The 22600-nt window shown below is 44.8% G+C and carries 22 protein-coding genes and 1 pseudogene; 11 read left to right on the top strand and 12 right to left on the bottom strand.

What is annotated here, in order from left to right:
• From L21SP3_RS00610 to L21SP3_RS00630, 5 genes are read left to right on the top strand one after another with little or no spacing between them, the layout of a single operon-like run.
• Entirely contained in the window at positions 1 to 603 is a 603-nt protein-coding gene (locus L21SP3_RS00610; RefSeq protein ID WP_077538530.1) for a hypothetical protein, read from the top strand.
• 28 nt (positions 604 to 631) lie between these two features.
• On the top strand, positions 632 to 1840 hold the full coding sequence (gene tyrS, locus L21SP3_RS00615; protein ID WP_077538532.1) for a tyrosine--tRNA ligase: 1209 nt from the start codon (positions 632 to 634) through the stop codon (positions 1838 to 1840).
• A gap of 11 nt (positions 1841 to 1851) precedes the next feature.
• Entirely contained in the window at positions 1852 to 3120 is a 1269-nt protein-coding gene (purD, locus tag L21SP3_RS00620) for a phosphoribosylamine--glycine ligase (RefSeq protein WP_077538534.1), read from the top strand.
• A gap of 32 nt (positions 3121 to 3152) precedes the next feature.
• Positions 3153 to 3926, top strand: coding sequence for a DpnI domain-containing protein (locus tag L21SP3_RS00625; RefSeq protein WP_077538536.1), 774 nt, complete (start codon positions 3153 to 3155; stop codon positions 3924 to 3926).
• An 18-nt stretch (positions 3927 to 3944) separates the two neighbouring features.
• On the top strand, positions 3945 to 4937 hold the full coding sequence (locus tag L21SP3_RS00630; protein ID WP_227806779.1) for a glycosyltransferase family 2 protein: 993 nt from the start codon (positions 3945 to 3947) through the stop codon (positions 4935 to 4937).
• 30 nt (positions 4938 to 4967) lie between these two features.
• On the opposite strand, the gene amrS is transcribed toward L21SP3_RS00630, so the two are convergent.
• The 10 genes from amrS to L21SP3_RS00680 form a co-directional block, all read right to left on the bottom strand.
• Complete coding sequence (amrS, locus tag L21SP3_RS00635; protein ID WP_077538538.1) at positions 4968 to 5978, bottom strand: AmmeMemoRadiSam system radical SAM enzyme; 1011 nt, start codon at positions 5976 to 5978, stop codon at positions 4968 to 4970.
• A 6-nt stretch (positions 5979 to 5984) separates the two neighbouring features.
• Positions 5985 to 6479, bottom strand: coding sequence for an NYN domain-containing protein (locus L21SP3_RS00640; RefSeq protein ID WP_077538540.1), 495 nt, complete (start codon positions 6477 to 6479; stop codon positions 5985 to 5987).
• A 2-nt stretch (positions 6480 to 6481) separates the two neighbouring features.
• On the bottom strand, positions 6482 to 7795 hold the full coding sequence (locus L21SP3_RS00645; protein WP_077538542.1) for a dihydroorotase: 1314 nt from the start codon (positions 7793 to 7795) through the stop codon (positions 6482 to 6484).
• 33 nt (positions 7796 to 7828) lie between these two features.
• Positions 7829 to 8764, bottom strand: coding sequence for an aspartate carbamoyltransferase catalytic subunit (locus L21SP3_RS00650; protein ID WP_077538544.1), 936 nt, complete (start codon positions 8762 to 8764; stop codon positions 7829 to 7831).
• Positions 8765 to 8798: 34 nt separating this feature from the next.
• Entirely contained in the window at positions 8799 to 9335 is a 537-nt protein-coding gene (gene pyrR / locus L21SP3_RS00655; protein WP_077538546.1) for a bifunctional pyr operon transcriptional regulator/uracil phosphoribosyltransferase PyrR, read from the bottom strand.
• Between the two features lie 23 nt (positions 9336 to 9358).
• Positions 9359 to 10126 (bottom strand): ribonuclease III, encoded by a 768-nt coding sequence (gene rnc / locus L21SP3_RS00660; RefSeq protein ID WP_077538548.1) that lies wholly within the window; start codon positions 10124 to 10126, stop codon positions 9359 to 9361.
• Positions 10127 to 10253: 127 nt separating this feature from the next.
• A complete protein-coding gene (locus L21SP3_RS00665; protein ID WP_077538550.1) occupies positions 10254 to 11348 on the bottom strand; it encodes an NADH:flavin oxidoreductase in 1095 nt (364 codons plus the stop codon).
• Between the two features lie 36 nt (positions 11349 to 11384).
• Entirely contained in the window at positions 11385 to 12032 is a 648-nt protein-coding gene (locus L21SP3_RS00670; protein WP_077538553.1) for a response regulator, read from the bottom strand.
• Positions 12025 to 13680, bottom strand: coding sequence for a PAS domain-containing protein (locus L21SP3_RS00675; protein ID WP_077538555.1), 1656 nt, complete (start codon positions 13678 to 13680; stop codon positions 12025 to 12027). The genes L21SP3_RS00670 and L21SP3_RS00675 overlap by 8 nt, the downstream gene beginning before the upstream one ends.
• A 137-nt stretch (positions 13681 to 13817) precedes the next feature.
• A complete protein-coding gene (locus L21SP3_RS00680) occupies positions 13818 to 14111 on the bottom strand; it encodes a hypothetical protein (protein WP_077538557.1) in 294 nt (97 codons plus the stop codon).
• A 508-nt stretch (positions 14112 to 14619) separates the two neighbouring features.
• On the opposite strand from L21SP3_RS00680, the pseudogene L21SP3_RS12315 reads away from it, so the two are divergent.
• Together L21SP3_RS12315 and L21SP3_RS00690 are read left to right on the top strand one after the other, a co-directional pair.
• Positions 14620 to 14700: pseudogene (locus L21SP3_RS12315) on the top strand (prepilin-type N-terminal cleavage/methylation domain-containing protein); the annotation flags it as partial.
• A gap of 39 nt (positions 14701 to 14739) precedes the next feature.
• On the top strand, positions 14740 to 15285 hold the full coding sequence (locus tag L21SP3_RS00690; protein WP_227806851.1) for a hypothetical protein: 546 nt from the start codon (positions 14740 to 14742) through the stop codon (positions 15283 to 15285).
• Positions 15286 to 15288: 3 nt separating this feature from the next.
• Here the strand turns inward: L21SP3_RS00690 and L21SP3_RS00695 are convergent, their stop codons facing one another.
• Positions 15289 to 16275: a CNNM domain-containing protein gene (locus L21SP3_RS00695; protein ID WP_077538563.1), complete on the bottom strand. Its 987-nt coding sequence runs from the start codon at positions 16273 to 16275 to the stop codon at positions 15289 to 15291.
• The gene (locus tag L21SP3_RS00700; protein WP_077538565.1) at positions 16272 to 17504 is read right to left on the bottom strand and encodes a hemolysin family protein; all 1233 of its coding nucleotides are present in this window, start codon (positions 17502 to 17504) and stop codon (positions 16272 to 16274) included. Before L21SP3_RS00700 ends, L21SP3_RS00695 begins: the two co-directional genes overlap by 4 nt.
• A gap of 127 nt (positions 17505 to 17631) precedes the next feature.
• Between L21SP3_RS00700 and L21SP3_RS00705 the strand changes: the two genes are divergently transcribed.
• The 4 genes from L21SP3_RS00705 to L21SP3_RS00720 are packed head-to-tail and all read left to right on the top strand — an operon-like array spanning position 17632 to position 22545.
• Entirely contained in the window at positions 17632 to 18090 is a 459-nt protein-coding gene (locus L21SP3_RS00705; RefSeq protein ID WP_077538567.1) for a response regulator, read from the top strand.
• 21 nt (positions 18091 to 18111) lie between these two features.
• Positions 18112 to 18834: a UMP kinase gene (gene pyrH / locus L21SP3_RS00710; protein ID WP_077538569.1), complete on the top strand. Its 723-nt coding sequence runs from the start codon at positions 18112 to 18114 to the stop codon at positions 18832 to 18834.
• Positions 18835 to 18872: 38 nt separating this feature from the next.
• Positions 18873 to 19433, top strand: coding sequence for a ribosome recycling factor (gene frr / locus L21SP3_RS00715; RefSeq protein ID WP_077538571.1), 561 nt, complete (start codon positions 18873 to 18875; stop codon positions 19431 to 19433).
• 52 nt (positions 19434 to 19485) lie between these two features.
• Entirely contained in the window at positions 19486 to 22545 is a 3060-nt protein-coding gene (locus tag L21SP3_RS00720) for an AsmA family protein (protein WP_077538573.1), read from the top strand.
• Positions 22546 to 22600 lie beyond the last annotated feature (55 nt).

Genomic DNA, 22600 nt, shown 5'->3' on the forward strand with positions numbered 1-22600 from the left:
ATGAAAAAACTCAAAGACATTTTCAAGCCGAAGAAAAAGAACTCTCAGCAGGCAGATGCCGGCGAGCAGCAGAGCAAGACGGACTTTTTCGAGAAGTTTACAAAAAAAGCCGAGCTCATGGAAGAGAAGGAGCTCCAGCTTAGAAAAACCCAGCAGGAGAATATCGATAAGCTAAATTCCTCTTTTGATGGTATGGTTGACAAGCTCGAAAATATTAACGGCCATCTCGAGAAGCACGTTTCACAGCAGAGCGAGCTGCTGAGGCGTTTTGAGGTGATCCCCGAGCTTACCGAAAAACAAACCGACCTTATGGAAAAAACTCATAAGCACCTCGAAGAGCAGGCCGAAGTTACTGAGCAGTTCTCTGAGGTGGCAAAGGAAATTCCAGAGCAGGCAAGGCTTCAGCAGGAGAAAATCGCCGAGGTGAAAAGCTCGGTTGATAAGAGCTGCGGGTTTGAAGAGTCTATGTGTGCTGAGTTTGCAAAGCTCAATGTGCAGATTGCAAAGCAGGGCAAATATATTTCAATGCTGTGGATTGCCATTTTGGTTATTTCAGTAATCGCTGCAGCTGGTTTTATAACATACATCGTAAACGTTACTTGAAAGATTTCTTTACAGGACAACTGAATAAATGACGCAGGATATTGAGCAGTCTTTTGAGATTCTCAAAAGAGGTACGGTTGAGATATACTCCGAAAAGGAGCTTAAGGAAAAGTTAATCGATGCCCGAAAAAAGGGCAGGCAGCTCAGAATAAAGCTTGGTATGGATCCTACAGCCCCAGATCTGCATCTCGGGCATACTGTCGTGATGCGCAAGCTCAGGCAGTTTCAGGATCTCGGGCACAAGGCTGTTTTGATTATCGGCGATTACACCGCAAGGATAGGCGACCCCACAGGGCAGAACACCACTCGCCCCGTCCTCAGCGGGGAAGATATAGATAAAAACGCCCAGACATATTTCAAGCAGGCAGAGAAGATCCTCGATACCTCAGAGGATAAGCTTGAGATTCGTCCGAACGGCGAATGGCTCAGGGATTTAGACTTGGCAGCGATAATCAAGCTGTGCAGCTCAATGACTGTCGCTCGTATGCTCGAGCGGGACACCTTCGAGCAGAGATACAAGAAGTGCGAACCAATAAGCATACACGAATTCCTGTATCCGCTGATGCAGGGGTATGATTCTGTGATGACTGAAAGCGATGTAGAGCTGGGCGGTACAGACCAGACATTCAACAACCTTGCTGGCAGAGACCTCCAGAGAATCAACGGGCAGGCACCCCAGATAGTGATGACCCTGCCTATCCTCGCAGGGCTCGACGGCGTTGAGAAGATGAGCAAGAGCAAGAACAACTATATCGGCGTTACCGATGAGCCCTCAGATATGTACGGCAAGATTATGAGCATCAGCGATGAGATGATGGAGAATTATTTCACACTGCTTACAGATGTGCCTTTTGGGAAAATTGCCGAGCTGATCAACTCCGAAAAAACGCATCCGAAGAAGGCTAAGGCTGCCCTTGCGAAAGATATCATAAGCCAGTTTTACGACAGTGAGGCCGCAGAAAAGGCGGAGGAAGATTTCGAGCAGGTGTTTGCCCGCCGAGAGCTTCCTGATGATATGCCGGAGGCGGTTTTGGATTCTCAGCCGATCGCTTTGAGCAAAATGGTAGCAGAAGCGGGGCTCGCAGCCTCCGGCGGCGAGGCCAAGCGGCTCGTGAAGCAGGGCGGCGTGAGCGTGAACGGCGAGAAAATGAGCGACCCGTCAGCCCAAGTGCAGCCCGAAGACGGGATGGTGCTTAAAGTGGGCAAACGGAGATTCGCGAAGGTAGTGGTGAAGTAAAGGAGCTTGAGATGAACGTACTTATTATCGGCAGCGGCGGACGCGAACACGCAATCGCTTGGAAATTATCACAGAGCAAAAAGCTCACAAAGCTCTATTCCGCTCCGGGCAATCCGGGAATGGCAAAGCTCGGCCCTACAGCAGCAATTGATATAAGCGACCATGATGCCGTGGTGAAATTTGCTGTGGACAAAAATATAGGGCTTGTGGTTGTAGGCCCTGAAGACCCGCTCGCTGCAGGGCTCGTGGATTCCTTAGAGGCTGCGGGGATTAAGGCCTTCGGGCCTTCTAAAGATGCCGCCAGGCTCGAGGCGGATAAGGATTTTTCTAAAAAGATGATGCGGGCTAATTCCATCCCCACCGCTGAGTTTCATACGTTCGAGAATTTCGAGGATGCCAAGGATTATATCGCTACAAGAGATGCTGGACTTGTAGTGAAGGCCAGCGGCCTTGCAAAGGGCAAGGGAGTTTACGTTTGCGATGAGCCCTCTGAGGCTATAAACGCTGCTGAAGAGATTATGGAGAATAAGATTTTCGGCGATGCGGGCAGCAAGATTGTAGTAGAGGAAAAGCTCTCCGGCCCCGAGGTTTCTATTCTTGCGCTCGTTGACGGAAGGAATATCTACGTTTTGGAAACCAGCCAAGACCATAAGCCGATAGGCGAAGGCGATACCGGCCCGAATACCGGAGGTATGGGGGCATACAGCCCGGCGGATATCGTTGATGAAAAGCTTATGGACAGAATCATAGGCGAGATCCTTGTGCCTACGGTGAACGGAATGAATATGGCAGGCGCTCCTTTCAGGGGCGTTTTATATGCAGGGCTTATGCTCACGAAGGTTGGGCCGAAAGTGCTGGAGTATAACGTGCGTATGGGAGACCCCGAAACCCAGCCGATCCTAATGAGGCTCAAAACTGATCTTCTCGAGGTGATGCTTGCTGTTTGCGAGGGAAGGCTGGAAGATGTGAATCTCCAATGGGATAAGAGGCCGGCTGTGTGCGTGGTGATATCTTCAGGTGGATACCCGGGAGAATACGAAAAGGGAAAAAAGATTACTGGCATCAGCAGGGCAGAGGCGATGGAGGATGTGAAAGTTTTCCAGGCGGGAACGAAAATTCAGGACGGAGAGCTCCTTACTGCGGGCGGAAGAGTGCTCGGTGTTACAGCTCTTGGCGAGAATATCGAAGCCGCAAGAGAAAAGGCATACGCCGCCGCTGGACAGATCGATTTTGAAGGCGCTTATTTCCGCACCGACATCGCAATGAAAGCCTTGAAATAGCTGCGGAGTTTACTTTACTTCTGGAATTTTTTGTGAATTTGTATTTTGATCAAACTAAGGCAGAAGGCTATAGAAGCAAATCTCAGGTTGCTCGAGTTTTAACGGAACATTGGGCAAAGAAAAACTGCTACTGCCCAAGCTGCGGAAATTTGGCTCTTAATTCATTCCCTAACAACCAACCTGTGGCTGATTTGTACTGCAAGCGTTGCAGTGAACAATTTGAACTCAAAAGCAGGAGCGGGGAAAGAGTTGGCAAAAAAGCACCAGACAGCGCATATAAAAAAATGATCGAAAGGATTGTGTCTAGCGAAAACCCTAACTTCTTTTTTCTAACCTATGATAAAACTGAGTGGATGGTCAGCAATTTTCTTGTTATACCAAATTTCTATTTCACTCCAGATATTATAGAAAAGAGAAAGCCATTGGCGAAAAACGCGAAGAGAAGTGGATGGGTCGGCTGCGATATACTGCTTAACAAAATTCCAGAAAGCGGCAAGGTTTATATTGTTAGAAATAAAGAAATACAGCCAAAAGCAGAGGTGCTTAGAGAATGGAACAAGACCAGCTTTTTGGAAAACAGCAAATTAGATCAGCGTGAATGGCTGATAGATGTACTCAAAATCGTTGAACAGATTCAAAGCGAGTATTTCACTTTGGCTCAGATTTACAGTTTTGAAAGATCCTTGAGCAGTAAGTATCCGAATAACAATAACGTTAGGGCAAAAATACGGCAGAAGCTTCAGGTGCTGCGGGATAAAGGCGTTATAGAATTTGTAAGACGCGGGGTTTATCGTAAGCTGAGTTAATTCCTTGGGAGAATATGGATGTCGGAAAATATTGATATATCTGTAATAGTGCCTGTGTTTAATGAGCGGGATAACATACAGCCCCTTCATGAACAGATAGCTTCAGCCATGAAAACCGGCGGCGTTGACTACAGCTATGAGATAATATTCGTCAACGACGGCAGCTGGGACGGGACAGCGGAAGTTCTTGGAGGAATATTCAGCAATGATTCAAATGTAACGGTGGTCAATTTTCGGCGTAATTTCGGCCAGACAGCTGCGATGCAGGCAGGCTTTGAACGTGCCCGGGGGGAAGTGATAATCCCCATGGACGGCGACCTCCAGAACGACCCTGCAGACATCCCCGCCCTTATGGCAAAGCTGGATGAAGGCTACGATATCGTAAGCGGCTGGCGAAAATCCCGCAAAGACAGGGCATTCACCCGCCGGCTCCCATCAATGCTCGCCAATTTCATAATCCGCAGGATAACAAACGTTGGCATTCACGACTTCGGCTGCACAATGAAGGCATACCGCAGGGAGGTGATAAGCCAAACCAAGCTCTACGGCGAAACTCACCGCTTCATTCCCGCTGTTGCTCAGTGGCTCGGGGCAAAGGTAGGCGAGATCGAGGTAAACCACCGCCCGCGTAAAGCCGGCAAAACGAAATACAACCTATCACGTACGTATAAGGTAGTGCTGGATCTGATAACTGTTTCGTTTATGAACAGCTATTCAACAAAGCCGCTCTACGTATTCGGCAGGTTCAGCATATACAGCGGACTGGCAGCAGGCTTTTCGTTTGTTGTTATGATATACCAGAAAATAGCAAACGGATACTCCATCAACAGAAACCCGCTTCTAATCCTCGGCACAATCCTAACGATTGCTGCTCTCCAGCTTATAATGATGGGTCTGCTTGCTGAGCTTATGGTTCGAACATATCACGAATCGCAAAACCGCCCGACCTACGCTGTGAGGAGCGTGCTTTCCCATAGAGAAAATCAGTCTGAATCGAAGCTGGAGCAGTAGAGCAGGGGATTAAAGCCCACTCTGCTGCGTTTATTCGAAAACTCCCGGGATCTCTGCCCCGCAGAGCTCGCATTTTCCGTTAGACACTCCGTCCGGGTCTGCTGAGAAACCTGATCGGGAGATGATAAGCCTTCCGCAGTTGTGGCAGTACGTATTTGCATCGAGCATTACATTCCCCGGATAAACATACTTCAGCCCTGCTTCTCGTGCGATATCGCAGGCCTCTTTTATTCTTTGAGGCGTTTGAGCGGGCGTATCTCTCATCTCTGCACAAGGGTAGAATGCCGACAGATGCAAAGGCACAAATTCAGACACCTCGCCCGCAATGAATTCTGCTGTAGAGCGTATTTCTTCATCTCTGTCGTTGAGTCCGGGTATCAGCAGGGTGGTCAGCTCTATCCATATTCCGAGTTTGTACGCAGTTTTGATGCTTTCCTTAACAGGGGCAAGAGCTGCCGAGCAGAAATCACGGTAGAATTCTTCAGTGTTTGCTTTCAGATCTATATTCGCTGCATCCAGCCATTCTGAGGCCTTCTCCCAAACCGCGGGCTTCATATAGCCGTTAGTTACGAAAACATTCTTCAGACCCTTCTCTTTTGCAGCAAGTGCAGTGTCTTCTGCAAGCTCGTAAAAAATTGTCGGCTCCGTGTATGTGTAAGAGATGCTTTTGCAGTTATGCTTCAGGGCAGCCTCTGCAATATCCTCAGGGCAAACTTTGCTTGTCCTCTCCAGCAGCTGCTGATTTATCTGGCTTATCTGCCAGTTTTGGCAGAATTTGCACCTGAAATTGCATCCGGGAGCGCAGATGGAAAAGCTTGAAGTGGAAGGGAGGAAGTGGTTCAGCGGTTTCTTTTCGATCTTATCTGAGTTTGCAGAGCAGAGGCAGTGGTAGTTAAGGGTTTTCAGTTCGCCCTGTTCATTCTGTCTTACCCCGCAAAAACCCGTTTCACCGGTCTTTATCACGCATTCCCTGCTGCACAGCTCGCATTTTACAGTGCTGCCAAGTTTTTTATGCCAGAAACGTGCCTTTTCATATTTCATATCTGCCTACTCATCAATACCGAAATAATCTAACCACATATCCACCTCGCATGGGTCTATGCCTTTTCGTTTGGCTTCCGGCTCCTTTCTCTTGGGCGGTTTTCGGTTTATGTCCTCAACGAGGTCGAGCCAGAAATCATTGCTGAGCTTTATTACAGCCTTGCTTCGCTTTGCCGCATCGCGCACCCCCCTGTCATTAGAAACCACCGCAAGGCTTGATGGTGCCGAATCGTCTTCTATATCCTCCACGAGAAAATCGTCTGCTTCGTAATCCTCGCCGGAAAAGCAGACCTCAACATTGCTCAGGCTGTTATAGAAGCTTTTATCAATCGGGCCTGTACCGTCAAAATAAAGCACAGCCCGCTCATTTCGTTTTACTAGATAGCTTTCCAAAGCCTTACACAGCAAATCTGCCGCATGGTGAACCTCAAAGCCGGCCAGCTGTTCCCCTGAGTTTTTCATCGCAAATACAAGATTGTGGCCGTCTATCAGATACCTCAATATCAGTCCCTCTCCGAGCTGTATCTCACTTCCCCGCCAACGATTGTATAGCAGACCTTTCCCTTCACGTCCCAGCCGTGGAAGGGGCAGTTTCTCGCTTTCGAAAAGAATTTATTCACATCAATCTGCCATTTCTCTTCGGGGTCGAATATTGTTATATCGCCCCATTTGCCCTTTGTAAACGAGCCTTTTGTCTCGTCAATTCCGAGTATCTCGGCAGGCTTGCAAGTGAGCATTGCAACCAGCTCAGGCCAGTCAATTATTCCATCTTCTATGAGGGCCTTTCCAAACAGAGGCAGTGCGCTTTCAAGTCCGATAATCCCGAAAGGTGCATAAAGAAATTCCAGCTCTTTCTCGCTCTGTAGGTGAGGAGCATGGTCGGTTATAAGTGCATCAATTATGCCGTCTTTTACTGCCTCTTTCAAGGCCGCATTATCTTCATCCGTCCTCAGCGGAGGATTCATCTTGTAATTAGTATCGTACTCCGCCACTGTTTGTTCATTCAGAAGAAGGTGGTGCGGGGTAACCTCGCAGGTAACCGGAATACCTTCCTGTTTGGCTTTTCTGATTATATCCACAGAGCCTTTGGTAGATATATGCTGGGCGTGGTATTTGGCTCGGATGGATTTATTGAGCTGGATATCACGCCAGAGCATAAGCTCTTCAGCCAGAGGGCTCATTCCGGGAAGCCCGAGCAGCATGGAATTGAAGCCTGCGTTTATAACGCCGTTCCCCGAAAGCGAACTGTCCTGACAGTGCTGGCTTACCACAAGCCCGAACATACTCGCATACTTCAGTGCCTTCCGCATTACCGAGGCATCCTGAACGCCTGTCCCGTCGTCTGTAAAGCCTGCGGCTCCGGCGCCCGCCATAAGCCCCATTTCAGAAAGCTCCACGCCTTTGCGGTCTTTTGTGAGAGCTCCCATAGCGTAAACGTGGGTTTTTCGAGTCTGACGTCCCATTCTGTGCACGAATTCTATGCTCGTTTCATCCTGAATAGTCGGGTCTGTATTCGGCATACAAACAACAGATGTATATCCGCCCGCCACAGCGGCATGAGATCCGCTTCTGATTGTCTCTTCCTCTTCGTCTCCCGGCTCGCGAAAATGCACATGCATATCTATAAACCCCGGGCAGACAATTTTTCCCGAAGCCTCAATCACCTTATCTTCCGGCATCTGCTTCTGTACCTTCCCGACATAGCAAATCCTGCCTTCCTCAATTAGAACATCGCATACCGAATCGATATTGTTCAGCGGATCGATGACCCTGCCGTTTTTTATAAGTAGCTCGTTTGTGTTTATTTTATTGCCCATAAATATCCCAGCTGAAGCAAGTTTAGCTTTTGTTTATTCCGGTGCTCTGCTTACAAGGAACAAAACTGCCATACGCACGGCAATTCCGTTTGTAACCTGTCTGAGGATAAGGCTGTTTGCCCCGTCTGCCACAGAGCTTTCTATCTCCATCCCGCGGTTCATCGGGCCGGGGTGTATTACAGCGATATTATCCTTTGCTCTTTTCATCCGCTGTTCAGTGAGGCCGAAGAGCCTAGTGTATTCTCGTTTGGAAGGGAAGGGGTTGCTTGAGAGCCTTTCAAACTGAACCCTCAGCATATTAACCACATCCAGCGATTCGATTACATCATCAAAATTGTTCGAAACCTTTACCGGCAGATCGCCTACCGGAGGCATAAGCGTAGGCGGGCCTATCAGCGTTACCTCCGCCCCGAGCTTTGTCATCGCATAGACATTGCTCCTGGCCACTCTCGAATTGGCAATATCGCCCACAATCCCGATTTTAAGCCCGTCGAGGCTGCCGAATTTTTCCCTTATAGTGTACACATCCAGCAGGGCCTGAGTAGGGTGTTCGTGGAAGCCGTCTCCCGCGTTTACTACGCAGGCATTGATGCTTCTGCTCAAAAGCTTTGGCGTGCCTCCTGCATTATGCCTTATCACAACTAAGTCAACTCCCATTGCCTCAAGATTCCTCGCTGTATCCAAAAGAGTTTCGCCCTTGCTCAGAGCGCTTGATTTTTTGGTAAACTCTATCACATCTGCGCCGAGCCTTCTTGAGGCGAGAGTGAAGCTGTTTCTTGTTCGTGTACTGTCTTCAAAGAACATATTTACAACTACCTTGCCTCTGAGCACAGGCGTCTTTTTTATGCTCCTTTTATTCACCTCTGCAAATGAATTTGCAGTATCCAGAATGAGCTCTATTTCCTCTCTGCTCAATTCACGCAGACCGAGAAGGTGCTTCCTTGTCCACTCGATTTTTCTTTCTGCCATCAAACCGCTCCGGTATTTTACTCTATCTCGGTAATTATTTACTGTCTATGAATATGCCGTCTTCGCCTTCAGCTTCCCTGAATTTTACATTTAGAAGCTCATCTTCTGCGAGGTTTTCGAAATAATCGCCAACAAAATCCGCCTGAATTGGGAATTCTCTCCCGCCTCTGTCCAGCAAAACAGCGAGCATAATTTTTGCAGGCCTGCCGAATTCCACTACAGCATCCATTGCAGCCCTGCACGAACGCCCTGTATGAAGCACGTCATCTGCAAGTATTATTATTCTGTGATTGATATCAAAGTTTATTTCTGTTACCCCAACCACAGGAACTGCTTCAGGACCTCGGATGGTGATATCATCCCTGTAGAAAGTTATATCGATAGAGCCAAATTCTACATCCCCGTCCAGCTTTTTATTCAACGAATCCGCCAGGCGTCTTGCAACGATTACGCCTTTATTCCTAATTCCGAGGATTCCGATTTTGGTTTTATCAAAACCTCGGCTTTTGATCTGCTCGGACATATTTTCAATAGCAGAATCAATTTTTTCTCCGCCGTAAATTTTTTTCATATTTAAAACTTTCTTAAAGATATTCAGCGGTTTTGAACCTGTTTTAAACTGTTTGAAGTGTCTTCATCTTTATTCTCGTCATTCTCGTGTCCTTCAGGCTGAGAATCTTCTTCCAGCAGTCTTAGATTATCAAGGGCATTGTGAGCTGCTTTTTGTTCTGCCTCCTTTTTGTTCATCCCCCAGCCCTTCCCGAGGCTCTTTTTATCCCAGAGAGCTTCTGCCTGAAAACACTTGTGGTGCTCGGGGCCTTGTTCATCAACTATTTCATAAACAGGCGCTTCGCCGTGTTTTTTCTGGAAGTACTGCTGGAGCAGAGATTTGTAATTTCCCTGATGCTGGCTTTCTGCCGCCTCGATTATATGCGGCTTGAAAAGCCTTAAAACCAGCTCTTCTGTTTGTTCAAGGCCGCTGTCTAAATAAACAGCCGCTATCAGAGCTTCCAGCACACCTGCGGCTATCGAGCCGCTTAACGACCCGAATTTCTCAGCTCCTTTGCCAACCTTTATATACTCATTAAGCTTGAGAGGCTGAGATATCTTCGAGCATACCTTCCGCGAAACTACCAAACCCTTAATTTTTGTAAGCTCGCCTTCGCTGTAATCAGGATATGAATTGTATATAAATTCGCATATAATCAAATCTAAAACGGCATCACCGAAAAATTCGAGCCGTTCATTGCTCAAAGACCTTTCTGAAACACTTGAAGTGTGGGTGAGGGCCTTCTCGAGAAGACTCTCATCTTTGAACTGATAGCCTATTGCCTCCTGCAGAGCTGAACTGTCGCCGGCCATAATTAATTCTTAAAATCCGAATAATCTTAAAACTTTTTTGTTAAAATGATTTCTGAAATATAAGACTAACACTTTTTGAAAAAATATCAAAAACCATTTACTCCAAATATTTAGTTTTCTTGCTGTACTATTTACCTGATTCGGTAAGTATGCACCTTGTACCGTGTGCAGACCAGCACTTATTGCAGCTTATGCACATCGGCCTGTAGTTTGGATATTTTGCCCACCTTTCAACCAAATCGTGCTCGCAAGTAAACGGCCTGCTCATTGCAAAGAATCCCACTTCAGTTTCATTCAGAGCCTTCTGCATCCATTCAAAGTCTCGATGCCCTCCAACAGAAATCACGTCGCTGTCAACTGCGCCAGCTGTTTTAGCGGCTTCATTGAAGAAGTAAGACTCGTCTTCTTTTCCTTTTATTGGCCTAATCGGCCTTAGCATTTCCGGCGAGCCTGCCATAGCTCCGCTAACTTCAATAGCATCAAGGCCTTTCTCTGACAGCCTTGAGGATACTGAGAGGGATTCTTCGAAGCTGAGCCCGGAATCTTTGCCGTTGAAGTCTTCTCCGTTGATTTTGATGAAGATCGGAAAATCGCCGCAGAGTTCTCTTGCCTGCTCGTATGTCTCATAAATTATTCTTGCCCTATTTTTCACAGCTCCGCCGTATGAATCGCTGCGGCGGTTGTAGTATGGGCTGAGGAATTTGCTGAAAAGGTATCCGTGCGCGCAGTGAAGCTGAACCGCATCAAATCCGCTTTTTTTTGCCCTCAGACAGGCCTGAGCAAAAGCTTTCTCAACCTTTTTTATATCCTCGGCTGTCATCTCTTCCGGCGTTACACGATACATCTTATCCTGTACAGGGGAAGGGCCTATAATCCTTCTTTTCCTTGCCCTGAATTTAGACTGAGAGCTGCCTGCTGCAAGCTGAACGGCAATTTTCGCGCCCTGAGCTCTAACGTTTTCTGTGAGCTTCTGGCAGCTGTCGATAAAGCAGTCGTCATACATCCCAATCATCCTCGGCGCTGCAAGGTCATCTTCCATAACCCGTGCAAAGCCGGTTATGACCATGCCAATCCCGCCTCGGGCAAAATCTGTATATAAGTTTTCAAGCTTTTCGGTGGGATACCCTTGTTCGTCTGCCATATTCTCCCAAGTAGCAGAACGAACAAACCTGTTTGAAACTTCTACGCCGCCAAGTGTTGTAGTCTCTAAAAGTCTTTTCATAAATATCAAAGAGGCATTAACTTTTTATCAGTTTTGTTATACTTCTGCGATACCCTGTTTTATCGCAAATCTTACAAGTCCGGCGCTGGATTCTATTCCCAGCATTTTCATAATACGATACTTGTGAAATTCTACTGTTCTCGAAGATATGTTCAAATCTGAAGCGATTTCTTTTGCGCTTTTTCCGTGCGAGAGCAGCTGCAGGATTTCTTTCTGCCTTTTTGTTAAGTCATCAGCTGTAAAATCATCCGCCGATGGCTGGGCCTCATCAATCTTTTTCTGTATCGAAGGGCTAATGTAAATGCCACCTGCAAAGGCCAGAGATATGGCCTGTGAAAGCTCATCAGGAGCTGAGCTTTTAACTATAAACCCTGACGCCCCTGCATCTATAGCTCGTCGTGCATACGCCGGCTCGTCGTGCATCGTAAGAAACACCACTTTAATATCCAAATTTTTCTTTTTGAGTTCCTTAAGAGCATCGATCCCGTTAAGATTCGGCATACTGATATCTGCCACAATAAGCTCGGGTTTGAGCTCTGCTGCCATCTTAACCATTTCGAGCCCATCTTTGGCAATCCCGACAAGGTCGTAAGACTCTTCAAGGATCTCAACAAGCCCTCTGGCAACAATAAAATGATCATCCGCTAAAAGTATTCTTTTTCTTTTTGTTTTTTCCTCAGTCATTTACGGGTATCTCCAAATTAATAACTGTTCCGCTGCCTGGTTTAGAATTAATGTTCAACTCGCCGCCTGCAAGTCTGGCTCTTTCCTTCATACTAATCAGTCCCAGAGATTCCTTAGTTTTTCTCAAATCTATTTCAAAGCCTATTCCGTCATCCTCTACTGAAACTTCAATAGAGGCTTCTTTTCTTTCTAAAAGCACGTCAACGCATTCTGCTTTCGAATGTCTTACGACATTGCGAAGAGCTTCCTGCACAATTCGAAACACTGCAAGAGCTTTATTGCTGTCTATATCTTCAAATGAGCCCTTGTCTATTACTTCAATATCAAGGTCTCTTTTTTCCTTCACCAGCGAAACCTCTGACCTCACCGCTGCCACAAGGCCGAGGTCGTCCAGAAGAGAAGGATGAATATGTCTTGAAAGTTTCCTTATGTCTTCTGAAAGCTCAAGTATGTCAGTTTTTACAGCAGTTATTTTGTCAATTATAGCAGGGCTGGAATTTTCCGCTAACATTTTTTCCAGCTTGTTAATCTCTATCGCTGCTACAGCAAGCCGCTGGGTGAATTCGTCGTGCATTTCCCTTGCAAGATACCGCCTTTGGGATTCGTTGGAGTTTATCAGCCTGGCGTTGAGGTCCTGCAGTTCAGATTTGCTCTTCCTAAGGCTTTCCTCCCTTGTTCTGAGCTCCTGCTCGGCTATTTTCTGCTGGTGGATATCCCTGCAAGTTCCAAGAACCCTCGATGGGGTGTCGTCCTGATCGAATTCTACTACCTTGCCCCTTGTCAGAAGCCAGCGGTATTCGCCGTCTGCCTTGAGCATCCTGTATTCAATGTTAAATAATTTGCCTTTATTAACTGATTCAATGAAAGTCTTTTGAAATGAATCTTTGTCGTCCGGATGGATAAGATCGATCCATTTGTCGAATGTTTCTTTTAATGAGAAAGGCTTGTAGCCCAGCATATTGTACCACTGGCTGCTGAAGGTGATTTCATCTCTGCTCAAATCGTAATCAAAAACCGCATCGTTCAAAGATTCCATTGTGAGCTTGTATAGCTCCTGCTGCTTATTGAGTTTTTCCTCGATTTTTTTGCGTTTGTCTATATCTGAACATACACCCAGTATCCGTTCGGGTCTTCCGCTGTGATTGTAGCTTACAGTTCTTGCCCGAATGTGCCCCCATTTCTCGCGGCCGTCTTTCATCACTCTATATTCCATTGAACAGCCGTCTATCATACCTGTGAGCATATCGGAGAAAAGATTCGAAAGTTTCTGTTTGTCCGAGCGATGGGCAGACTCAACCACCTCGTCAAGCCTATAAGTGTATTTATTTTCTTCATTCGGTATCATATTTTTGCTGACTGAATAGAGAAGAAACTGCTCGTTGGCCGCGTCAATTTCAAATATATCGTCGTTCAGGCTTCTAATAACCGTCTGATGTCTCAGCTCGCCGTATTTTACCTTGCTTCGCAGGGCAGAGAGTTTTCTGCTGTAAAGTATCATCAGAAAGATACATATAACACTCAAAGCGATTATTGAAATAATTATCAGCCAGAAATAAAAAGACCGAGATATTGCTGCTGAGCATATGCCCAAACTCGAAATGCCTATCCAGTTATTGAAGAAGTAAGCAGTTTTTTCAATTGCAAACAAAATGTACTAGTCCTGTTGGCTGAAATATATAATTACCAAACCATCACCTTGAATTCTAACGTATTTTTTCTTGATAACAAGAAATAAAAAGGATTTGCTCTTTTTTTATAACTGGTTTTATTACATTTTGTCAGCTGCTATTCAAGGAATTTGGCTCTCTTTGGCTTTTTATCGTCTATCTTGCAGACAATCCTTGCGTGCAGATGAGCAAGAGAAATGAAAGAAAAAATGTTCAAAAAGCATGCTGCCGAGTAAAGCATTGCAAATTTAACCGTAGTTATTTTTCTTGCAAATATATAAGTCGGGACAAAAACAAGAATCCCGGATACAAATTCTGCAAGATTGAACCAGAAAAGGATGAGTTTCAGTACAATCAAAGCCAAAACCCATCTTGAAATTACAGTTAATGATTTTCGCTCTTTCTCTTCCATAAATGATTTCCTGCTTCAGCAATTTACACGTCAAAGGCAATTATTCAAGTACATTCTGTTTTGAGTGCAGAGTTTTTCTTTGCTGTATTTAAATAAATATAATTTCATAGATATTGTTTTCGAGGAAAGTCCTGCTGATTGGTTCTCGCTTTTCATTTCAGCTTTACGCAGATGTTCTGCTTATTGCTTCCCTTTCAGCATCAGCTTGGATGGGTTGCGATTGCACGAATCTCACTTTTTTCCCCTGCGCTGAAAGCAAAGCTTGAGATCAATAGGATAAGCAATAATTTGCGTTTCATTTCCCGCTTCCTTCTCTAAAATATATCCGCCCGCCATTATATTCACGTTTGAGATTAATATTAGAAAAATCTGTAATCTGTAAGCGGTATTTGCAAATTAGCTTCCCGTCTTTCACCAAAACGGTGAGTAAATTTCAATTTTTGTTTTGAAGTCTTGAAAGATTTCATATAATCGCCTTAAGAATGATTAAAGAGGGATACCAGCTTAAATGAGAAGCATAAGTGCGTCAAAAGCTTTTACTTTGATAGAAGTAATAGTTGTTATATCTGTAATTTCCTTGCTTATTGTTATATTAATACCTGTTTTAGGCAGAGCCCGCAATGAAGCAATGAGATTTCAGTGCTCCTCAAACCTAAAGTCGATTGGCGTAGGTTATTATACCTACGTTTTTTCCAATGATGATAAATTTCCAGACCCGGATGTGCTGGATGTTACTAGCTATCGCGTCGGGCCGGAATATGTTACCGAAGACGGGAAGAGAGAAAGTTTCGGTCTTGCTTGCCTTTTTGATGATAATCAGATAATCGAAGGGGGAAGCGACGTTTGGATTTGTCCGGACGGAAACAATAAATGGATGCGTGATTACGGGGTAACATACGCTTTCAGTGTTTCGCAGGTGTTTTTCGAAAAGAAGTATCCGGATTTCACTTCGGAGGAGATGCGAGAGATTGCGCTAACTTGGGATAACTGGCAGCTTTTTCCGGCAGAGGTCGGTGTAAGAGGCCAGCCGTATCCGAAGTTTCTGCCTATGCACAGAATAAAATTCCCCCATGCATACAAAAACAATTCAGCTCAGTCTATGGCTTTTGATGGGGTTAATATACTTCTGCTGGACGGGAGTACTACAAGGGGAAGCAAATTCTACTTCAAATAGAATCTAAAAAGCCTCCAGCTCGCCTGTGAGCTCTTCGGCGAGGTCCTTTAGAGTTATAAGTCCTACAATCCTTTTGGATTTAGAGCCGGCCTTTTCCACAAGTGCTATCTGCCTTCCGTTTTCATTCATATCCTTCATTGCTGATATTACCGGCTCATTGGTGTTGTAGGTGTGTATTTTGAGCATACTCCCTGCTATGCTGAAATCTGTTTCGGGCTTGCTGAGAAGCTCATATATGTTTACGTATCCCTCCATATCGTTGCGGTTTATTCGATACACCGGCAGTCTAGTGAAGGGGTGTTTTTGCATAATTTCGAGCAGTTCGTCTCTGCCTGCGTCTATACTCACCGAAACAATCTCCTCTTTGCGAATCATAACTTGCGATACTTTCAGCCTTGTGATAGCGGAAGTTCTTGAGATTATTGAACGCTGTATGCTGCTTAAATATCCTTCTTCGATTGTAGCGTCAAATACCTTTGTCATCCTGCTGGTTATGCGGTAGTATTCGTTGTCGCTGCTGATATCAAAAATCCTCTCGAAGAAGCCTGATATCTTCTTGAAAAAACCGCGTATTCGGATTTTTCCTAAAAATCTGTGTATGAGAAGAAGCGGGTAAGAACATTTGAGCATAAGCGGTTCGGGGCGGGAGAGAAATAAGGTTTTCGGTACTACCTCACCGAAAATAAAGAGCAGAGGGGCAGCTGCGCAGGTGTTGATGAGCTCAGCATTTTCAGGCCAGTAAGCAGAGAAGATAAACGTTCCGCACCAAGATACTGCCAAGGTGGCGATATTGTTGCCTGTGAGTATTGTGAAAATAAGCTCCGCTGGCTCATTGATAAGCTCAAGCAAATTCTTGTATCTTTTTTCGCCGGACTCCGCACCAACATTTATGCGAACCTTGCTCGCACTGTAGAGCCCGGTTTCGCACCCTGAGAAGAATGCGCTCATAAAGACAAAAAGAAAAAATAGTAACAAAACTCCAAGTATCATTCCAGCTCCACTAAAACGGTCTTAATCCGATTCTCTTCTACTTGTTCAACTGTAAACTTCAGATTCTGATATCGAACGCTGTCTCCCTTGCGCGGGATTTTTCTCGTGTTGGATATTATAAAGCCGCTTATCGTGCTGTAGTCTGTCTCGATGTTGGGCAGTTCAATAAGCTCGAGCCACTCCAAAAGGCTTGCAGATCCGCTCAAGCGGTATTTATTCTCGCTGATCTGCTCTATAGAGTTGTCTTTGCCCTTGAAGCCCGATGTTATACTCTCTACAACATCCTTTATTGTGGCTAGGCCGCTAATACCACCGTATTCATCTACAATCATTGCCATTTCATTTTTTGTTTCGAGGAAAAATTCAAGCAGTGATTCAACGCTTTTCTGCTCGGGCAGAAATACAGTGCTTCTGAGCACATCAGATATGCAGTCCGGGTTTTTTGTGAGTATATCACGCTGGTGGACATAGCCGCATATATTGTCAACGCTGTTTTGGTAAACAGGGATCTTTTTAACTCTGCAGCTGCGCATCAATTCGAAAACATCTTCGATTTCTGTGTCTTTTTCGCACATCACGATATCTACTCTAGGGCGCATTATCTCTTTCACCCTCGATTTTCCCAGCTCCATCACTCTGCTGATAAGCTCGGATTCCTCCTGATTTATCAGCCCTTTTTTCCCGCTGTTTTTTACGAGATAACGAAGGTGTTCCAGCCCGATTTTATCAGCTCTTGGGATTGCAGGGGCTGTAAGCCTCACTGCCGGCTTTATGAATACAATATTTAAAACAGATGCGATTGGAGCAAGAAGCTTCTGGCATATATAAACAGGGTATGCCGTGAGCGTACAAAAATCCTGAGAGTGAGAAAAAGCTATTGATTTAGGCATTATTTCGCCGAAAATTATTAAAAGGAAAAGCGAGACTATTCCATAAAGCGTAACAAGAACAGTATTTCCTTTCCCTGCAAGAGCAACCGCTGTCTGACCGGCGGCTGAAAAGTAAAGGACGTTTATGATCATATTCCCGAAAAGAAGGGTGTTTAGAAGGCTCTTAGGCCTTGATATGAGGCGCAGAACCGTTTCCCCTGTCTTGCTTGTTCTCAGTTTCTTACGGTCGGTGAAGCTCAGGTTGAAAAAGGCCGTTTCACTGCCGGAGAAGAAACCGGAGATTGCAAGCAGCAGAATCAAGGATATAATTTGAGGACTCTGTTGTATAATAGTTTCCAATTTTTATGCCCGAAAAGCTTAACTAATAAAAGTTTCGCCTTAAAATATAAGTAACTTATGGAAGAAAAGTCAAGTTTTTAGTATAATTCCTAATTGTTTTTGAACTAAAAAGTATGGAGAAAAGAAAATGGCGGCAAAAGCCGAAAATAAACCCAAAATATTGATAGTTGATGATAATGTGCCCAACTTGGAGCTCCTTCAGGCGTACCTTGAAGATATAGACTGCCAAACAGAGCTTTCCACAGACGGCTACGACGCTCTTGAAAAGGTTAAGGACGGCTCGGTAGATCTTATAATACTGGATGTTATGATGCCCCGATTAAGCGGCTTTGAGGTGTGCAGCAGACTCAAATCATCACCCGATACGAAAAACATCCCGATAATTATGGTTACAGCACTCACCGAACTGGGCGATATCGAAAGGGCAATCAATTCCGGAACAGATGATTTTCTCAGCAAGCCCGTAAAAAAGCTTGAGCTTATTACAAGAGTAAGAACTATGCTCAGGATAAGAGACCTAACCGACAAGCTCGAGAGAACGCTTGAGTATATATCGGAGATAGAATCGAAACTGGAAAATAATTAATTAGGGAATATCAGCAGTACTATGAGCGGATTGAAATACAAAAGGGTTCTCATCAAACTTTCCGGCGAGAGTCTCTGCGAGAAGGGCGGTTCCGGTATTGATTCCGGAGCAGCAAAGCTTACAGCAGAAAAGATTAAAGAAGCAGTTCAGGCAGGCAGTGATATAGCTGTGGTAATTGGCGGGGGGAATCTGCTCAGAGGAGCAGCGCTGAGCTTGAGCTCTGATATGATACCAAGAGATACCGCAGATTATATGGGTATGCTTGCTACAGTAATTAACGGCTCTGCCTTATGCGAGGCATTGAAGTCTGTAAATGTTCCTGCAGCGGTGTTGAGCGCTCTTCCTGTGAAAGCGCTGAATGAAGAATTTACATCTGCCGCAGCGGAGATGCATTTTCAGGCCGGCGAGGTGGTAATTCTTTCAGGCGGTACGGGCTGTCCATTCTTCTCCACCGACACCTGCGCGGCTTTGCGTGCCTGTCAGATTAGAGCAGACCTTATCGTAAAAGCAACTAAGGTGGACGGGGTTTACACCGAAGACCCGATCAAAAACCCCGATGCAGAGCTGATTGAAAAGATATCATTTTCTGAAATTATTAGCAATGATTTGAAGGTTATAGACCATACAGCAATGACACTCTGCAGGGAAAACAATATCCCTCTGAGAGTTTTGAATATGTTTAAAAAGGGAAATATAATTAAGGCCGTTCAGGGCGAGAGAGTAGGAACGGAAATCTCAGCCTGAGAATGCATTTTAATTTGAATTAATTAAGGAGCTTAAGTATGCCAGTTAAAAAGATTCTCAAAGAACACGAAACCAGTATGAAAAAATGCGTTGAATATCTTCACAATGAATTCAAGGGCGTAAGAACCGGGAGGGCATCTACCGGTCTGGTTGATAATATAAAGGTGGAATACTATGGAAGTATGACTCCGATAAACCAGATGGCAAACGTTAATGCGCCTGATGCTACAAACATCCTGATAAAACCTTTCGATCCCTCTTCGCTGAAAAATATTGAGAAGGCGATAAAGGCCAGCGATGTGGGGCTTAACCCAATAGCTGAAAACGGAGCGATAAGAATCTCTGTTCCTCCGCTTTCTGAGGAGAGAAGGGAAAAGATTGCAGACCAAGTCAAGCAGATGGGGGAAGCCCAGAAAATTGCTATAAGGAATGTTAGAAGGGATGCCAACAAGAAACTCGATGATGATGAGAAAAACAAGGTTATCAGCGAGGATGACAGAGACCACGCAAAGAAAGAAGTAGATCAGATGACCAAGAAATATACTGAAGAGATTGAAGAACATACTAAGGCTAAGATTGAAGAAGTGATGACTGTGTAGCAGATGAATGGATTTTGCTGCAATGAATTTTATTAAAAAGGCTTTTGATTAGATGGCGAAAACTGATAAAAAAAATAAGGGTGCTAAAAATAAAGGCACATTTTTCAAGATTGCGGGAATAGCAGCAGGCATTGTTTTGCTTTTGATTGTTTTTTCGCCTCTGATTATCTCATTCAGTCCTGTGAGCAGTTTGGCAGTAGGTTTTGCTGAGAGCAAAACAGGGTTCGATATAGAGCTCTCCCAGCTCAGGGTAGGCTGGACTAAAGGGATTATGATGTACGATGTGCATCTTAAAGACCCTGAAGGCAGAATCGACTTCAAGGCCGATAAGTTTTTTATACATCCCTCTCTAACTGCTCTTTTAAGGAAAGAGGTTGACGTTAAAAAATGCCTCCTTGAGGGCAGCCGAACAACCTTGAAAATTGATAAGGCCGCTCTGAAGGAGGCCGGCAAAAAAGCGAAAACAGCCTATTCTGATATATCATACGCTAATGATTATGCAGAGGCTTCATTAAGCCCGGACTTCTTTACAGCTTTGAATTCGGTTAAGAGGTTCAGGATTAATTTGAAAGATTGCGCAGTGAGCTTGGTAGATGCTGAACAGGCAGACCTGTTTGAGCTCAACAGCCTTCAAGGCAGAATTAAGCTTAACCCCCCAGGGGAAACTTCCGGAGCTGATTTGGTGGGCAGGCTGAAGCAGGGTGAATCCAGCGCACCGCTTAAATTTTTCGCTTTGCTTAATAGAAAGCCTTCCCTTCTCTCGCTTAAGGGTATTTCCGCAAAAATTGACGCATCGGTTCAAAGGCTTCAGCTCGAAGGTCTAAAGCCTTTGATGGATCTGGCAGGGCAGGATTTTAATTTTCAAGGGGTTGCTGATGCCGAAATTTCTCTCTCTGCTGAAGAGGGGATGTTTAATGAGTCTGAGGTTAAGGTTAAGTCTGAAGGGCTTGCCGCTGCTTTCCCCGAGAGGGCATTCAAAGAGCTTAAATTCGGGGATACTTCTCTGAAGCTGCTTTTCAAAACAGATGAAGGCTTTGTTGATATAATGGACTGCACCTGTCAGTCCGGTTTTTTTGATTTCAATCTTACAGGCCAGATTCCTAAAACATTTACAAGTCTTGTAGAAATGATGAACGGAAAGTCTGAGGCCGAGCTTGAGGGCTTTTTCAATCTCGATATGCCGAAAGCTTTTGGGCGTCTGCCTGAAGAAAGCAAAAACGAAAACTTCGATCTTCAGAGCGGCAAGATAGCAGGGCGGATTTCAACAGAAACCTTAGGCGAGGGCAAAATCCTTCTTGCCAATATGAATATGGTAGATTTTGAGGGAATCGCAAACGGTAAAAATCTCACTCTCAGCCCTGTTAAGTTGAACTGCGAGATTATCTCAAGAAATCAGCGGCTCTGGATAGACCCAATCGAAATCGTTTCCGGTTTTGGCAAGGTAAGGTGTTCCGGTCCGTATAGTGATATGTCATTCAACGGCACAATAAATCTCAAGGACTTGCAGAATGAGCTTTCAGGGTTTGTGAAATTCGGGGAGTATAAATTGTCCGGCGAGGCTAATATCGTGGGTGATGTGCTTCCGGAAAACAAAATCCTGAGCGGTGCTGTTCAGATAAAAGATTTTGTTTTGAACAACAGCTACGGCATGAAATGGATAGACCCTTTCATAGATTTAACGTTTGGATTCAAAAATGACCCGATTGAGAAGAAGCTATGGCTTACAAGTCTTTATCTAAAATCCGATTATCTCGGTGAATATGAGCTCTTGCAGGGATATTTCGATTACGACCCCAAATCCAGTGAAGAGTTTGTGATGCTCTTTAATTACAAAAATCTTTTCGAAAGGGCAGAATACCTTATTACTCTTTTTGATGCTCTGGATAAACCCGCAAACCTTGCAGGCAGATACTCCACTACCACCAAGATTGTTAAATATGAAGATGGTATACGTTTTATTACAGACGATATGTCTTTTCAGGATGTTGCTTTTGGCGGAGAGGATAACAAAACCGAAGTTACAGATTTCAGCATTTCTTCGAATTTGTTTTGGCAGCCGGATGCAGCGAAATTTACATCCAATGATTTTGAAATTAAAAACGAATGGCTTACTTTAGATTTCAGTGATCTTATTGTTGATTATTCTGACCAGTCAGACATAATTTTTGATTCAACGCTTGAAACGGTGTACGACCTCGATTTTATGCAGCTCTATCTTACTGAAAAGACAGGTCAGGATTTCAAGGCCTCCGGAAAAAGAACTCTACCAGCTTCTTTAAGCACAAATTTCCCCATGAAAAATCCGAAAGAAGCGATAAATAATTTAAACGCGGAATTCCAGCTCGGCTTCGACAGCTTGTACTATAAAGGCCTTAGCTTTGAGAAGTCTAATGTAAAGTTCCTTGTTGAAAACGGTTTTTTCACTGTCCCGAAAACAGCAATTGGAGTTAATAACGGAAGCCTTAATTTTGCGATTGAGGCAGACCTTGCTGAAACACCGATAGTTCTCAAACTTTCAGAGGGTATGAAAGTGCTGGATGAAGTGGAGATAAATGAGGTGCTCGCAGGGCAGCTCGCTGCTTACGGGAATCCGGTTTTCTCCGATTCCATGGATTGCAGCGGAAGCGTGAATCTATACTGCGATAAGCTTGAAGTACCTCTGACAAAAAATCCCGCAGAAACCGCAGAATTACAGGCAACTGCCGAATCTTCTCAAATCAGGGCGATGCCTGCCGGTATGCTCAGGCAGCTTATGCACATTATGGGCGAATCAGCTAATTCTATGGTTAGCTACCGACTCAGGCCGGTGGATTTGCAGTTAAAAGACGGCGTCTTTACGTATAACAATATGATTCTTGAAGTAGATGATAAAGAATTCAAGTTTAACGGAAATATTAAAACAGATGGTACTATGGATATGGAGATTGCCATTCCGTATCGTTTCGAGGGGCTTAATCTTGTAGAAACCCAGAGCGGGCAGTTCGGCATTACCCTGCCTCTAACCGGCAGCGCATCAAATCCTGAGATTGATACAGAAGACCTGCTCCAGAAGAATACAGAATCGATAATAAAGACCGGCCTTCAGGAAGGCCTCAAGAAACTGCTGGATTGAAATGAATAGTATTCGGGAAAAAATTTCACAGCACATTAAAAACCCAGCCGAGGGT

The sequence above is a fragment of the Sedimentisphaera cyanobacteriorum genome (assembly GCF_001997385.1).
Classification (GTDB): domain Bacteria; phylum Planctomycetota; class Phycisphaerae; order Sedimentisphaerales; family Sedimentisphaeraceae; genus Sedimentisphaera; species Sedimentisphaera cyanobacteriorum.